The organism is Terasakiella pusilla DSM 6293 (assembly GCF_000688235.1).
GTDB lineage: Bacteria > Pseudomonadota > Alphaproteobacteria > Rhodospirillales > Terasakiellaceae > Terasakiella > Terasakiella pusilla.
In genome coordinates this window covers 13,285-28,123 of sequence record NZ_JHYO01000023.1, presented here as the reverse complement: position 1 = coordinate 28,123, position 14,839 = coordinate 13,285, and the positions used below count along the sequence as shown (strand labels likewise).

The following is a 14,839-nucleotide window of genomic DNA, read 5'->3' as shown; positions in this document are numbered from 1 at the left end:
ATGTGAAGGCCGTTGATATAGTCTCATTCTAATTCTCAAAAAAATATACCCCCGCTGTAGGAGACCTGTTAATGCCGTCATTTAAAATTCGTGGCAAAATCGTTTGCTTGCTTATGATTTTCGGGTTGCTACCGGCCTTGGGGGTCTTTGCGACTTTTACCTTTTTTAAGGACCGTTTTAATGACGCGCTTAACGGCCCGATTGAAAATGCCGCCTTGCAAGTCGCGGTGAATACGGATATGGCGATCAACAGTCTGATCGGGGAAGTCAAGTTGCTCGCAGCCTCCCCCCTGTTGCTGGATAGTGCGGTCTGGTACGATCGCAGCCCGGAAAATGAAGTGGTGATTAAAATGAACCGCTTGGTTGGCAACATCAAAGGGTTGGAAGCGGTAGCGTTTGCCGACGCGAACGGGCAGGTGATGATTGCATCCCAAGTGAGCAGTGAAGGCGGGGAGCTGGATTTTAATAACTTCCTTGATAATGTGTCTTTCGGGGAGTTGGACTGGTTTCAAAAGCTGGTGTCCCCCGCACCGGAAGACGCGGTGCTGGACAAACTGGGCAGCACGGTTTCGGGGCTAAGTGAACGTACAGAACTGGCAGCCTTATTTGGTAAGCCGCAAAAGGCCATGCGCTTTGCGGTGCCGGTGCGCAACGAGTTTGGCGGCACGGCAGGGGCGGTACTGGCTTATGCCTCCACCGATATGGTTCAGCCGATCTTTGCACGTGTAGAACAGGCCTTGATGGACAAAAACATTGCCAGTGCGGTGATTGAGGTCCGCGATAATACGGGCAGTCTGATCGCCACCAGCAGCGTGGTTGCACCGTTTGACTGGATGCAACAAGCTAAAGATACACAGTCTGCGGCCATTGTGCACAATAACGATCTGGTTCTCTCCCTTTATCCCAGCCAAGGGGCGTTCAACTATCCCGGATTTGGCTGGAAAGTCGGTGTCATCGCACAAGGGGCAGAAGTCTATGAACAGGTGCAGGCCACAAACCAATGGATGTTTATTATTGTCTTAGCTGCAGCCGTTGTGACTGTGGCCTGCGGTCTGTGGATCGGTCAAGTGTCCGCCCGTCCGGTTGCGGCCCTGACAGATGCCATGCAGGCGGTCTCCAACAATCAGTTGGACGTTGATATACCGGGCAAGGATCGCCGTGATGAGTTGGGCGGAATGGCCCACGCATTGGAAACTTTCCGCAAAAATGCCTTTGATAATATCCGCTTGAAGGAAGAACAGGAAACCGCAAAGGAAGTGGCGGAACAGGAAAAACGCCAGACGTTGGAGCGATTGGCAGATCACTTCAACAGCTCCGTATCATCTGTGCTTGAAATGGTGTCCGGCTCGGCAAAGACGTTGCAGGATCATTCCCATGTGTTGGGGGCAAATTCGGATCAGACCATTGCACAGTCCGGTGAGATGGCGCACACCATGGACCAAGCTTTGCAGAATGTGCAAAGTGTGGCGGGGGCAACTGAAGAGCTATCCTGTTCCATTGCAGAGATCAGCCGTCAGGTGGGGGATGCGTTGAATGTCAGTTCCGATGCGGTAAAGCAGTCTGAACATTCAACCGAGACCATTAAAAGCATGGCGCAAGCGGCTGATAAAATCGGCCAAGTGGTCCAGCTTATCCAGGATATCGCAGAACAAACCAACATGCTGGCGCTGAATGCGACAATTGAAGCCGCGCGCGCTGGCGAGTCCGGCAAAGGTTTTGCGGTGGTTGCGTCTGAGGTGAAAAATCTTGCCAATTTGACGACCAAAGCCACAGGCGATATTGCCGAACAAGTTGGCGAAATCCAGTTGATTTCCCAAAATGTGAGGGAGAGTGTCGGGGAGATCAGTCGCACCATCCGTAACATTAACGAGATTTCGTCCGCGATTGCAACGGCAGTTGAACAACAATCCTCGGCAACAAGCGAGATCAATGCAAATGTCCAGTTCGCCAGTACGGGGGTTCAGGATGTGGCAAATACCATTTCTGAAGTAAAACTGTCCGCCGAACAGTCGGGCAATACGTCGGAGAAAGTTTCAAGTTCCTCGCAAGAACTCATTTCCCAGTTTGATGAATTGGATGAAGAAGTGCAAAAGTTCTTGCAAGAAGTGCGTAGTGCTTAGCGAAGGTGATGTCTGTTGTGTTATCTAAATCTCCTTAAGCGCTGCAATAACTTTTCTGGCTATGGGTTCTATGACTTTTTGCAGGGCGACGATCAACGGATCGGCTGGGTGCATGACAGTCATATTATGGCCCTGCGCGGTTTTGAGAACGGGTTTGTGATAGATGATCAGGCCCGTACTTTGCGATTTGTTGAGGATCTGACCACACCGGCGGATCGGACAGCCCTGATGGTCAAAGTTGGCTTGAAACTGCGCGAAGATGGCCTGCTGGGGCCGTGGCGCAACGAGCTGTATCCCGTAAAACGCAAGTGGGAAGATGAGAGCCTGTTTGACATTGAACGCGCCATGACGCCGTATTTTGGCATACGGGCCTTTGGCGTGCATATGAACGGTTTTGTGCGCACCAATGAGGGACTGAAGATGTGGATCGCCAAACGGTCCATGACCAAGGCGACCTCACCGGGCATGTGGGACAATATGGTGGCAGGCGGGCAACCTGTTGGATTGTCCTTGCGTGAAAATATGATCAAGGAATGTGCGGAAGAAGCCGGGGTCCCAGCAGGTCTTGCCGGACGGGTGAAACAGGTGGGGGTCGTGGCCTATAACATGCAGGTGGGGGCAAACCTAAAGCCCGATGTGCTTTATTGTTATGATCTGGAATTGCCGGTGGATTTCATACCTCGAAATGTTGACGGGGAAGTGGATGACTTTCAGTTGATAGGAATGACAGACCTGTGCACCCTATTGTGTGAAACCTGTGAGGTGAAAGAAAATAGCGCGTTGGTCATGCTGGATTTTCTGTTGCGTCATGGGGTCTTGAACCGCGAAAAGATAAAGAATTTTGATTGGATAAAAGAGAGCTTGGTGACCCCCGCTTAATCTTGCGAGGTTCACGGGATAACAAAAGAAACAAAGCCCTTGGGAGGCATAAAAAATGTTATGTGCATTTGATTTGGACGAAACCTTGATCGGTGTGGATTGCGCAACAGAATGGACGCGCTACATGGTGGAAATCGGCTGGGCGAGTGCCGCGCTGTTGGATACAGAAGCCTATTTGATGGAGCAATATCACGCGGGCCAGCTGGACATGAAAGACTATATGCTGTTTATGCTGCGCCCCTTGATGGGCAAATCGGCAAGCCTGATTGAGGAACATGCACAATTGTTCGCAGAGCAGAAAATTCGCCCGCATATGTATCAGGACGGCTTGGCACAAATTCAGCAGTTCCAAGAGGCCGGGGATACGGTTGTTGTGGTCTCGGCCTCCCCCGAATTTATTGTGCGCCCCATCGCGGCTCTGTTTGGGGTCAGCCATGTTTTGGGCATTAATGTAGAAGTGGATGAAACGGGTCTACTGACAGGTCGCACCGAAGGCACGTTGACGTTTCAGGAAGGCAAGGTTGTGCGCTTGAAAGACTGGCTGACGGATCGCCCCGAAGACCTTGCGACCGCACATTTCTTTTCCGACTCCTACAATGACCTCGCCCTCTTGCTCGCCGTCGCCCACCCCCATGTGGTCAACCCGGATGATCGGTTGAAAACACAGGCAAACGCCGCCAACTGGCCTGTTTTAAACTGGGCTTGAAGTGGTTTCATCTACGTTTGCGTTAATTGTATTCAATGCTTCTTTGACTGCTTCGCATAGTTTTGGATAGTGGGTATCGAAGAATGTATTGATGTCTTCCAAGGTTTCTTCATGGCTCGTTAGGCGAAGGTTTGTTGGAGAAGACCATGCTCTAGGCCATTTGGCATTCTTTTTGCCTGAACGCATTTCAGTGCGTTTTTCTACGGTTTTAAATAGACAATCTTTGTGGTTGGGTTGAACTCGGCTTCCGATGACGAGTTCAACCTTTGTCGTTTTCTTGGAAGTAGGAATCCCTATTTCAAATAAAATGCCTCTAGTTCCAGTACACCATCCTTTTCTGGTAACTTTGCCGAAATTCCAAGACGGGGAATAAAAACGGATAATACTGCCGCTAGATTTATCCATTCTTACGTCATCTCTTTCTTCAAGTTTATTTTTTATATATTGAATATTTTCGGCACGTTCATCTGGTTTATGTTCAAAGATAATATCTAGTGCTTCTTTATGATTTTCATAAATCTTTTGCGCCAAGGTCGCGATTTCACTGTTTCCCAAGATATGCCTCTTCATAAATTCTATGTAATGGTTAATGAGCATTTTTTGTTCATCGCTCAGTGAGCGTGTTTTCATAGATAGACTGCGTTCTAACTCTTCAATGACGATAGTGTGAGAAAATGCTGTCCAAACTTCTTGATCTGTTTCTTTTTGAGGACTAACGCCATCCTTGGTTAGATAGATAAAAAATTTGTTTTCAATGTGAGGGAAGTTATTCTCAACTATTGTTTTATATTTTTGAAGTTGATTGCTGTGTTCTGTTGAGTCGATTTTGTTTTCAATGGCAATGACAAGGTCTGCTTGTTTGCTTTCAATTAGAATGTCAATATTCTGCCATTCTCGCTTAATTTTAACGTCTGAAAGATCCATGCAATCAATGTCGATTGGGCTGAAGTTACTCATATCCTGTGCGACACGCATGAAACACCTTTTAAGAAAGTACGTATCCAGACCATGATCTTTTGAAGGGTCTAATAAAAAAGAGAGTGTCGCAGAATGTTTTAATTCTTGGCGCCCCATGGCAATGGCTTCAAAAAGGTTAAACCCTTTGACCATGCTCTCTAGTTGTTCCAAGTCATCGTTTTGAAGTATAAAGTCTTCTAATTTTTGAATAGCTTCTTTTGTCATGCGTGCAATCTTTAATGTTTCATTTGTTTTCGTGTAGCCAACTATTGCACTTCTAAGATGTTTTTCGAGTTCTGTAAAATTTATTCCCCCATAAACAGTTCATAATCCGTTTCGACCATTTTTAAGAGGCCGTGCCAGAGGGCGTGGATGTAGGGGAAGCGGTCCATATCGTTGGAGGCGGAGATCCAGTATTTCCGGTTAAAGGTAAGGTCTGGCAGGACGCGCACAAGGCGGCGGCCCGGGGGCATTTTGACGCGTTTATCTTTGACCATATAGATGGGCAGGATCGCAAGGCCGACGCCGGACATGGCGGCTTCCATCTGGCTGACCATGGAGGTGCTGCGGAAGGTGTAGCGCAGGTCTTGGGAAATTTCCTTGTGATATTCCAACGTGCTGGAGAAAATATGGTCGTCCACATAGCCGACCCAGCCGTGGTTTTTTAAATCCTGGGTCGACGTGATTTGCGGGTGGCGCGCGATATAATCTTCCGAGGTGAAAATCCCCAGCTTGTAAGGGGTCAAAAGCTGGCTGGTCATGTTGCGCCCGTCCGGTCGATCCACTGTAATACAGATGTCTGCATCACGCTGGCTGATGCGCAGTTGCTTGGGCAGGGTCACCAGTTCCATATCCAAGGGGGTGTTGAGCAGCCAGGAGGCCACCCGTTCCGCAACATAGCTGTTGCCGATTCCTTCTGTCACGCCAATGCGCACGCAGGGGGCTTTTATTTGGTTGGCTTCTGCGTTCATGCCGGGTGTCAGAAGATGTCTTTCGCAAGCCTCGGCAACCGGAAGGAGGGTTGCGCCTTCTGAAGTGAGCTTGAACCCCTCGTTGGTTTGCTGAAAAAGCCGAGATTGCAATGTATCTTCCAGCCGTTTGATGGTATTTGCAACGGTGACATGGGTTGTGCGCAGATGGGCGGCGGCTTTGGAATAGCGCTTGTAGCGGGCCAATGCCAAAAAATATTTCAGGTCGTTCCAATTGGCGTTTTCAAAGCTCATTTTGTCCTCAATCTTCTAGAAAAAAAGCGGTATCGTTTGAAACCTATTGCTTTGATTCTACTAATTTTGTGTCGCTAATGTAAGAATATTTACAATACGTATAAGAATTTTGATAGTTTATTTTCATAAACCTGTAACTTATCTTTCTGCCCATATAACAAGGAGCAGATACATGCAAAAAGATATACAGGTAAGTGCTGTACAGTTTTGCCCGTTTTTGAATGACTCCATGGACAAAAACATGGAGTTCATCCTCACCACGATGGCTGAGGAAGCAAAAAAAGGGGCTGATCTTGTTGTCTTCCCTGAAACAAGCATCACAAACTTTTTCACACATGGTCAAGGTGGGTACCGCCATCTGATGGAAGAAGCCTCTATCAGCGTTGATGGTGACGAAATTCAACAGCTTATTGAAGCGGCGAAAACCCATAACCAATATGTTGTCGTTGGCTTTAACGAAAAATCTTCGGTGCCGGGTGTTATTTATAACAGCTGCGCCTTGATCGGCCCGGAAGGGGTTGCGGGTGTCTCACGCAAGCAGAACTTCCCCGGCATTGAAAAGCTGTATTACACAACGGGTCCCAAGCTGGAGACGTTTGAGTGTGCGCTCGGTAAGATCGGTATCATCATTTGCTATGATGTTCTGTTCCCGGAAATTGCCCGTCATCACTTCCGCAATGCGGCTGATGTCATCGTCTTCTCCTCCTCCTTCTGGGTTGGTGGGTCGAAAGGCGGGACGGGTGATCCGTTGACAAAACGTCAGCTTTGGAAAGCTTTGCCGTTGGTCACAGCGGTACAGAACCAGGCGTTTGTTGTTTCTGCCAACGGCAGCGGCACCATGGACTTTGGCGTCGGAACCGGCGTTTGGGAACGTATGGGCCTGAGCCAAATCGCATCTCCCGCAGAAGGGGTGTTGGCTGAATGTGATCATTCTGAAGAAGTTATCTTGCGTGCGACCTTGAAAAAGGACGCCTTGAGTGAAGCGCGCAGCAACTACCACTTCTTCTCTGAATTGCAGCCCAAGGGCATGTTTGAACCCAATTAAGACTAAATAACTGGAGACTTTACTTATGAAAAAGACTTTCTTGCGCGGCTTTGCAGCCGCCTGTGCGATGACAGTTGCTGGTATTTTGCCAGCCCAAGCGGCGGATTATACTTTTACATTCGCTCATGTTTTGATGGAAAGCACGCCAAACGGTCAAGCGGCCCTGAGCTTCAAAAAAGAAGTTGAAGAAAAATCTGAAGGCCGCATCCAGATCAATGTTCTGCCTGCGGGTCAGCTGGGTGGTGACGTTGAGATCGTAGAACAGTTGCAACAGAACCTTGTACAAATCGCGATCCCGCCGACCGCGACGTTGGGTAACTTTGAACAGAAGCTGCAAGTTCTTGATTTGCCGTTTATCCTGCCGGGTAACGAAATGATGGCAAAGGTTTTGGACGGTCAGGTCGGTCGTACTATCCTCGACACATTGGATAAGCACGGCATGCACGGCGTTAACTTCTGGGGGGCGGGTTTCCGTCACATCACCAACAACGTGCGCCCGATTGAAAAAGCCGAAGACCTAAAAGGTATCAAAATGCGTACTATGCAGGCACCGGTTATCCTGACACAGTACAATGAGTGGGGCGCAAGCCCGACTGCAATGGCTTTTGCGGAAGTTTATAACGGCCTGCAGTCCGGCGTTGTTGAAGGTCAGGAAAACCCGATCGCCAACATCGTTGCGATGAAATTCTATGAAGTGCAAAAATACATGACTTTGTCCGGTCACGCTTACCACGGTTATGCGGCTGTTGTGAACAAAGACGCTTGGGCTGACCTGCCGGACGACTTGAAAGCGGTTATGACAACTGCATTCAACAATGCGCGTGATCACGCCCGTGAACTGACAGTTAAGTTTGAAACTGACATGATTGCTAAAATCAAAGAAGAAACAGAAGTTAAAGAATTGTCTGCTGACGAACAAGCTGCGTTTATCAAAGCAAGCTACCGTGTTCACAAAGCATTTGAAGACACCGTAACGCCGGAACTGATCCAGTCCATCTATGACGTGACTGGCGCAGGCCCTGCACAATAACACCTGCTGAAACGGGGAAAAGGGCTCCTGTCCATGAACGGGGGGCCTTTTCCTGTTTCTATGCGGTGCGATCCATGTGATCAGAGGGAGAAAAAATGATCAAGAAAATTGAGCATGCTTTGGACAGTTTCGAAGACTTTGTCATGATCCTGTTTATGGCGATTGCGATTACATTGACTTTTACTCAGGTGGTTTTACGCTACGTCTTTAACGCGCCGTTATTCTGGGCGGAAGAGGTGGTGCTCTATTCCATCATCTGTATGAGTTTTATTGGTATCAGCTACGGCATTAAACACCACAGTCATATCGCCGTTGAAGTTTTGCGCGCCTTCCTGCCAGACAGGCTGGAGCGACAGGTCTACGGTCTGCAATTGGTGATCGGTATCGTGTTTAGCGTGACCCTCTTGGTGCTTGGCACTGATCTGGTGACGACAACGTTCAATCGCGGTCAACTGTCACCGGCCCTGCGCCTGCCCATCGCCAGCATTTATCTTGTGATCCCGGTTGCGGGCGCCTGTGCGACCTTCCGCTACCTCATCGAGTTGGTACGCTTGATGCGGGGGGAGCGTCAGGATGAAGCCGAAGAAAACCTGAACATGATGTGAGCTTTGGCGGCTGCTGAATAGAAACTTCTTTTTGGTCTTCGTGGTTTCGTGGCCTTTGTGCCAACGCAAAGATCATCATTGAAAGGGAGGCTCGTTTTGAGCCTGAAAGATTACCAATGATACCTCTCCTTCTTGTCTTATTTGCGGTTTTACTGCTGGTCGGTCTGCCGATTTTTGCCTCTTTGGCGCTGTCCGTTGTCGGGGCCGTCGGGGGTGCAAGTTCGTTTGATCCCGTGATTGTTCCCATGCGTATGTTCGCCGGGATGAACAACTTTTCCCTGATGGCGATCCCGTTCTTTATTCTGGCGTCAGAGCTGATGCGCATCGGCGGATTGTCTGAACGTTTGATCAACCTTGCCAAAGCGCTGGTTGGCTGGATGCCGGGGGGGCTGGCGGCAGCGACCGTTCTGTCCTGTCTGTTTTTCGGTTCCATCTCCGGCTCCAGTCCGGCGACTGTGATTGCCATTGGCAGCATTATGTTTCCTGCACTTTGTGCGGCGGGATACGATAAGCGTTTTTCCATTGGGCTGATCACCACGGCTGGCACATTGGGCCCGATTGTCCCGCCAAGCATTGCCTTGATTATTTATGGCTCCGTCACCGGAACGTCTGTCGGTAAACTATTTGCCGGTGGCATTTTGCCAGCTTTGTTGATTGGTGGCAGCTTGATTGCGGCTTGTGTGTTCTTTGCCATCAAAAAAGGCTATCCGCGCTCAGAATTTCCCACCCTTAAAACTGTAGCAGTTGCGTTTAAACAGGCTGCATGGGGGCTAGGCTTGCCCGTCTTGATGTTGGGCGGTATTTATTCCGGTGTGTTTACGCCGACTGAATCTGCGGCGGTGGCCTGTGTGTATGGCCTGATTGTCGGGGCATTTGTTTATAAACAAATCGGTCTGGCAGAACTGAAAAGTATCTTCAAAACAGCCGGTGCGATATCTGCAGCGTTGTTGTTGATCACGGCGGGTGCGGCGTCTTTCTCTTGGCTGTTGGCATTTTCCGGTGTACCGGGAACCTTCTCTCAAGGGGTGCTGTCGCTCTCTGACTCACCGTTTATCATTGCGGCTCTGTTTAACTTTGTCATGTTGATCACTGGCTTCTTTTTGGATAGCGCGTCTGCCATTATCGTTCTCTCCCCGTTGTTGCAGCCGATTGCAGAAACCATCGGGATTGATCCGGTTCACTTTGGGGTTATCACGCTGGTCAACTTTTCCGTTGGGATGTTGACACCGCCGGTGGGGTTGAACCTATTTGTTGCCATGTCGGTTTCCAAAATGTCCTTGCAGGAAGTGTTCAAGTCCTGTGTGCCGTTTATTATCATTATGTTGCTGACTTTGGTCGCAATTACGTACATTCCGCAAATCAGTATGTACTTGCCGGAAATGATGTATCCCTGAGCACTGGAATCCAGTGCGCCTCAATGCCTGTCTTCTTGAAAAAGGAGGCAGGCATTTTTGTTGGTATTGAAAAATTATTATCTGAGATTGTGTAATACTTTAATAAATATCTAAATAAGTTCTAAAAACACTTATTAAACGTAAGAATGATCGTTAGACATCTAATAAAATAATCGTTTAAAAACATAAACTTCATCTTGTAAGAAGACGTTGCACACAAATGGTTATACCACTACCATAGAGTGGCAAAATTATTACAGGAGAGATGAATGTTTAAGAAGCTGAAAGCTGTCGCCCTCGGCACAGCCTTGCTGATTGGTCTGAACGGCGGCGCAATCGCCCAGGACCTGAAATTTTTCACAATCGGGACAGGTGGCACAGCCTATACCTATTATCCGGTTGGGGGTGTTATTGCCAACGCAATTTCCAAACCGCCAGGGTCACGTCCTTGTGAAGAAGGCGGTAGCTGTGGCGTTGATGGTTTGATTGCGTCGGCTGTTTCTTCCCGCGGGTCTGTTGATAACATCAACGCGATCATGTCTGGTCTGCGTAACTCCGGTTTCACGCAGTCTGACGTGGCGTACTGGGCCTATACAGGTACAGGCACTATGGAAGGTAAAGAACCTGCCAAAGACCTGCGTACCATCGCTGCCCTGTTTGAAGAACATATTCACCTGATCGCGCTGGCTGACAGCAACATCAGCAGCGTCGCTGACCTTAAAGGCAAGCGCGTTTCTTTGGATGAGCCGGGTTCCGGCACCTATGTGGATGCATCCCTGATCCTGGAAGCAAACGGCCTGAGCGTTAAAGACGTTGTAGCTGAAGAACTTAAAGGCAACGCGGCAGCAGAAGCCCTGCGTAACGGCAAAATTGATGCGTATTTCGTTGTGGCTGGTTATCCGGCAGGTTCCTTGGTGGAACTGGCATCTGCGGCACCGATCAAACTGGTTCCGATTGATGGCAAAGGCGTAGATGCGCTGACCTCCAAGTACGGCTTCTTCTCTGCCAGCAACATCCCGGAAGGCACGTATGAAAACATTCCGGCGACGTCTACTGTCGCTGTTGGTGCGCAGTGGGTCACAAACGTCAAGGAAGACGACGAGTTGATCTACAACATCACCAAAGCTCTGTGGAACGAGAAGTCCCGCAAGTTGTTGGATGTTGGTCACGCCAAAGGTGTTGCCATCACAGCCGAAACAGCTTTGAACGGTGTGGGTGTACCGCTTCACCCGGGCGCTGAGCGTTTCTATAAAGAAGCTGGTCTTCTGAAATAAGTTGAAGATGCCTATTAAGACCCGAGTTTACCCAAGCTCGGGTCTTCTTTATATTCAGGAGAGAGTAAATGTCCCCCGAAAATAATCGCGAGTTGACGTTAGAAGAACTCGCAGAGATTGAACGTAAGTTTGATCCCGAGATGGCCTTTCGCAATACTGGCAAAATTCTGACCCTTATCGTCAGTGTGTTGCTGGTCGCCATGAGTGTTTACCATATCTATGCGTCCGGTTTCGGCACGATACGCGAATTGCTCCATCGGGGCATCTATCTATCTTTTACGCTGGGGCTGGTGTTCATCCTGTTTTCCTGGCGCAAGTCCGTTTCCGACAGCGAGGTCGTTCCCTCAGCGTGGTATCGGTTTAACGGTATACCGATCATTGATATTCTGTTTGCAATTGCAGCTGTGGGGTCGGCCTTATACTTGCCGCTTTTACCATCCGAGCTGGTTGCTTCACGGGTGGGGAACCCGTCTTCCGTAGATATCTTGTGGGGCTCGGCTTTGTTGTTGCTGACGTTGGAAGCGACCCGTCGCTCCGTTGGGCCGACTTTGCCGATTATCGCCCTTATCTTTATTGCCTTTGCTTTGTTTGGCCCTTATGCGCCCGGTGCGTTGAAGCACGGCGGCACAAGTTGGTTGGGTCTGATCAACCATCTTTATATGACCAATCAGGGGATCTACGGCATCGCCATCGGTGTGATGGCGCAATATGTCTTTTTGTTTATTCTATTTGGTGTTTTGGCGACCCGCATCGGGCTGGGGCAATTATTTATTGACCTTGCCATGGTTCTGGCGGGGCGCTATTCCGGTGGTCCGGCGAAGGTTGCGATTTTCTCGTCTGCTTTTATGGGCACGATCTCCGGTTCCTCCATTGCCAACACGGTGACAACGGGGGCTTTGACCATTCCGGCGATGAAAAAGGTCGGATATCCGGCGCGTTTTTCTGCGGCGGTAGAAGCAACGTCCTCCACAGGCGGGCAGATTACGCCGCCGATCTTGGGCGCGGCTGCCTTTATCATGGTGGAATATCTGGAAATTCCGTTGCGCGATATTTTGGCAGCAGCCCTGTTTCCGGCGCTGTTACACTATATCGGCATCTTCATCATGGTGCATTTGGAAGCTAAAAAGCTGGGCCTCAAAGGTCTGGATGCGAAAGAACTTCCCAAGGCCGCCGTGGTGTTGCGTCAGCATTGGTTGTCGGTTATTCCGCTGGCGATTCTGGTCTATCTGATCCTGACCGGACGCACCCCTGATTTTGCAGCCGTGTATGGGATTATTGCCTGTATCGTTGTCGGCTTCCTCAATCCGGTTAATCGCCTGAAACTGATTGATCTGTGGGACGCGTTTGTGTTGGGTGCTAAAAACACACTGGCGGTTGGTGCTGCTGCGGCGACTGTGGGGGTGGTTGTTGGCGTTGTGACCTTGACAGGCGTGGGCTTCCGTCTCGGGTTTGTGGTTGTGCAAACGGCAACAGAGCTGGGTGATCTGGTCGGTACGATCTGGCCGCTGAGCTACTTTACGGTTACCCAGTGGGCGTTGTTCTTCTCCCTCGTGTTAATTGCGGTTGCGTGTATTATTATGGGGGCGGGTATTCCGACAACGGCGACCTATATCATCCTTGTGGCGGTTGCCGCACCGGCCTTGGCACAGTTGCAGGTTCAGCCGCTTGTGTCGCATTTCTTCGTCTTTTATTACGGGGTGCTTGCGGATATTACACCGCCTGTTGCGCTGGCGGCCTATGCGGCGGCCGGGATTGCGGGGTCAAATCCGTTCCAGACCGGTAATACGGCGTTTCGTCTTGGGATCGCAAAGGCTTTGGTGCCGTTTATCTTCGTTTATTCACCGTCTTTGTTGTTGGTGGCGGACGGATTTACGTGGCTTGAGTTTTCCATCACCTTTACCGGGGCTTTGATTGGCATTGGGGCCATTGGCTCGGCCTTTACCGGTTACTTTATAGCGACATTAAGCACGTGGGAGCGATGGTATATCGGACTTGTCGCTTTGTTGTTCGTCGCACCGGGCTTGATCACGATGGGGATTGGTTTTGCATTGTTATCTCCCGTCTTTATAAGTCAGCTCAGAAAGCGAAAATTAGAACGGGCCGTTGCCTGATCTAGGCGTTAATTGCCGCAAAAATGAAAGCCGGTCCTGTATAGGGATCGGCTTTTTATTTTTGCGGTACACGTCTTGGGTGTTGAGAGGTGGGGGTGGTCCCTTTTTGGAATATGATGCAGTGCAAAAACCGGCGGGGCAAGTGGGTTGTAAAACCTGAAACAGGCACAGCAGAAAGGTAAGTAATCAATAAAACATATATCTCTCATCCAATTGAAATAAAAATGAAAAATAGATTTGAGATCCTGATGGCTTTAATTCGTTCGGGAATCCTTATAGCTAAATTATGGAAAAAGTATTTACCTTCTGGATGCGGTTTTGATGATTATAGCCTCAGCAAATAAGCGCGAATAAGGCGCACCAAAATCGTTTAACAGAAAGGGAAGCCGATGAAGAATGGCTTGAAGTCCAATATCTCAAAAATCGTCATGACCGTAGCGGTTGCTATGGGTGTTTCAATGGCTGGTTCTGCACAAGCGGCTGAACCGACAGTTTTGAAATTTGCGAGTTTTGTTTCCCCAAAAAGCATTAACAACCGTGTGTCTGTTCCGGCTTTCATCAAAGCGGTTGAAGAAGCGTCCGAAGGGACGTTGAAGATCCAGCATTATCCGGGGGGGACGCTGGGGTCCAACCCGGCGACACAGTTGAAACTGGTCGAAGATGGCGTTGTGGATATTGCCGAAGTTGTGGCTGCTTATACACCAGGCCGTTTTAAGGAGCTTGAGCTGTTCGAACTTCCTTTCGTTTTTGGCAATAGCCTTGAAGCGGGCCTGACCGCACAGCAGATGTATGATAAGGGGCATCTGTCCGGTTTTGATAAAATTGAACTGATGGGCATCATCGAAGTTGGACCGTACACATTGCACGCCAACCAGCCGATGAAAACGCCGGAAGACGTGGCGGGTATGAAAATCCGCGCAGGTGGTCCGACACAGGTTGAAATCGTTAAACGTTTAGGTGCGGTGCCGATCTGTGGCGTGTCAGCGACCAAGATTGCAGAAAATATTTCGCGTCGTGTGCTGGATGGCGCGCTGATGGATGACGGCAACCTGATCAACTTCCGTATCTCCGATGCGGCGAAATATCACGTCATCAACGTGCCGCTGGGGAACGTGACTGTCCTTTTCCCTATGAACAAAGAAAAGTATGAGTCCCTGCCGGAAAAAGCCAAGGCTGCATTGGATAAATATCGTGGTGCGTGGTTTACCAATCTGCTGAACACAAATCTGGATAAACAGATTGCAGAATCCCGTGAAAAGCTGTCTAAAGACGGCAAGCACGAGATTGGCATGTGGAGCGAAGAGCAATTGGCATCTGTGAAAGAAAAGATGTCCGGGATCGAAGAGGGCTGGAACGTCAAGTCTGACGCAGGTGTGAACCTCTATCAGGAAATGCTCAGCATCCGCGACACAATTCGCGCGAAGAACTAATCAAAAAAAGGCGGTGTTTGGACAAGTGTACCCTGATACCGCCTTTTTTCTATTTTGGAGGGCCG

The 14,839-nt window shown here is 49.4% G+C and carries 12 protein-coding genes; 10 read left to right on the top strand and 2 right to left on the bottom strand.

Annotation, left to right across the window (positions count from 1 at the left end; all coding sequences use genetic code 11):
* Nucleotides 1-71: 71 nt before the first annotated feature.
* From Q397_RS24335 to Q397_RS0114725, 3 genes are read left to right on the top strand one after another with little or no spacing between them, the layout of a single operon-like run.
* On the top strand, nucleotides 72-2,120 hold the full coding sequence (locus Q397_RS24335; RefSeq protein ID WP_051610089.1) for a methyl-accepting chemotaxis protein: 2,049 nt from the start codon (nucleotides 72-74) through the stop codon (nucleotides 2,118-2,120).
* Nucleotides 2,121-2,135: 15 nt separating this feature from the next.
* A complete protein-coding gene (locus Q397_RS22775; protein WP_051610087.1) occupies nucleotides 2,136-2,999 on the top strand; it encodes an NUDIX hydrolase in 864 nt (287 codons plus the stop codon).
* A gap of 55 nt (nucleotides 3,000-3,054) precedes the next feature.
* Nucleotides 3,055-3,705 carry an HAD family hydrolase gene (locus Q397_RS0114725; RefSeq protein WP_028880072.1) on the top strand — a complete coding sequence of 217 codons (651 nt, stop codon included), beginning with the start codon at nucleotides 3,055-3,057 and terminating at the stop codon, nucleotides 3,703-3,705.
* Here Q397_RS0114725 and Q397_RS0114720 read toward each other — a convergent pair.
* Together Q397_RS0114720 and Q397_RS0114715 are read right to left on the bottom strand one after the other, a co-directional pair.
* Nucleotides 3,691-4,887, bottom strand: a complete 1,197-nt coding sequence (locus Q397_RS0114720) for a PDDEXK-like family protein (protein ID WP_028880071.1) — start codon at nucleotides 4,885-4,887, stop codon at nucleotides 3,691-3,693. The genes Q397_RS0114725 and Q397_RS0114720 overlap by 15 nt on opposite strands.
* Before the next feature lie 80 nt (nucleotides 4,888-4,967).
* A complete protein-coding gene (locus tag Q397_RS0114715) occupies nucleotides 4,968-5,885 on the bottom strand; it encodes a LysR family transcriptional regulator (RefSeq protein WP_028880070.1) in 918 nt (305 codons plus the stop codon).
* Nucleotides 5,886-6,057: 172 nt separating this feature from the next.
* Between Q397_RS0114715 and Q397_RS0114710 the strand changes: the two genes are divergently transcribed.
* The 7 genes from Q397_RS0114710 (at nucleotide 6,058) to Q397_RS0114680 (ending at nucleotide 14,774) form a co-directional block, all read left to right on the top strand.
* Nucleotides 6,058-6,930: a carbon-nitrogen hydrolase family protein gene (locus Q397_RS0114710; RefSeq protein WP_028880069.1), complete on the top strand. Its 873-nt coding sequence runs from the start codon at nucleotides 6,058-6,060 to the stop codon at nucleotides 6,928-6,930.
* A gap of 25 nt (nucleotides 6,931-6,955) precedes the next feature.
* Entirely contained in the window at nucleotides 6,956-7,960 is a 1,005-nt protein-coding gene (locus Q397_RS0114705; RefSeq protein ID WP_028880068.1) for a TRAP transporter substrate-binding protein, read from the top strand.
* 95 nt (nucleotides 7,961-8,055) lie between these two features.
* Complete coding sequence (locus Q397_RS22770; protein WP_051610085.1) at nucleotides 8,056-8,565, top strand: TRAP transporter small permease; 510 nt, start codon at nucleotides 8,056-8,058, stop codon at nucleotides 8,563-8,565.
* Between the two features lie 116 nt (nucleotides 8,566-8,681).
* Nucleotides 8,682-9,959: a TRAP transporter large permease gene (locus Q397_RS0114695; RefSeq protein ID WP_028880067.1), complete on the top strand. Its 1,278-nt coding sequence runs from the start codon at nucleotides 8,682-8,684 to the stop codon at nucleotides 9,957-9,959.
* A 269-nt stretch (nucleotides 9,960-10,228) separates the two neighbouring features.
* Nucleotides 10,229-11,233, top strand: coding sequence for a TAXI family TRAP transporter solute-binding subunit (locus Q397_RS0114690; protein ID WP_028880066.1), 1,005 nt, complete (start codon nucleotides 10,229-10,231; stop codon nucleotides 11,231-11,233).
* A 68-nt stretch (nucleotides 11,234-11,301) separates the two neighbouring features.
* A complete protein-coding gene (locus Q397_RS0114685; RefSeq protein ID WP_028880065.1) occupies nucleotides 11,302-13,344 on the top strand; it encodes a TRAP transporter permease in 2,043 nt (680 codons plus the stop codon).
* 389 nt (nucleotides 13,345-13,733) lie between these two features.
* The gene (locus tag Q397_RS0114680) at nucleotides 13,734-14,774 is read left to right on the top strand and encodes a TRAP transporter substrate-binding protein (RefSeq protein WP_028880064.1); all 1,041 of its coding nucleotides are present in this window, start codon (nucleotides 13,734-13,736) and stop codon (nucleotides 14,772-14,774) included.
* Nucleotides 14,775-14,839: the final 65 nt, after the last annotated feature.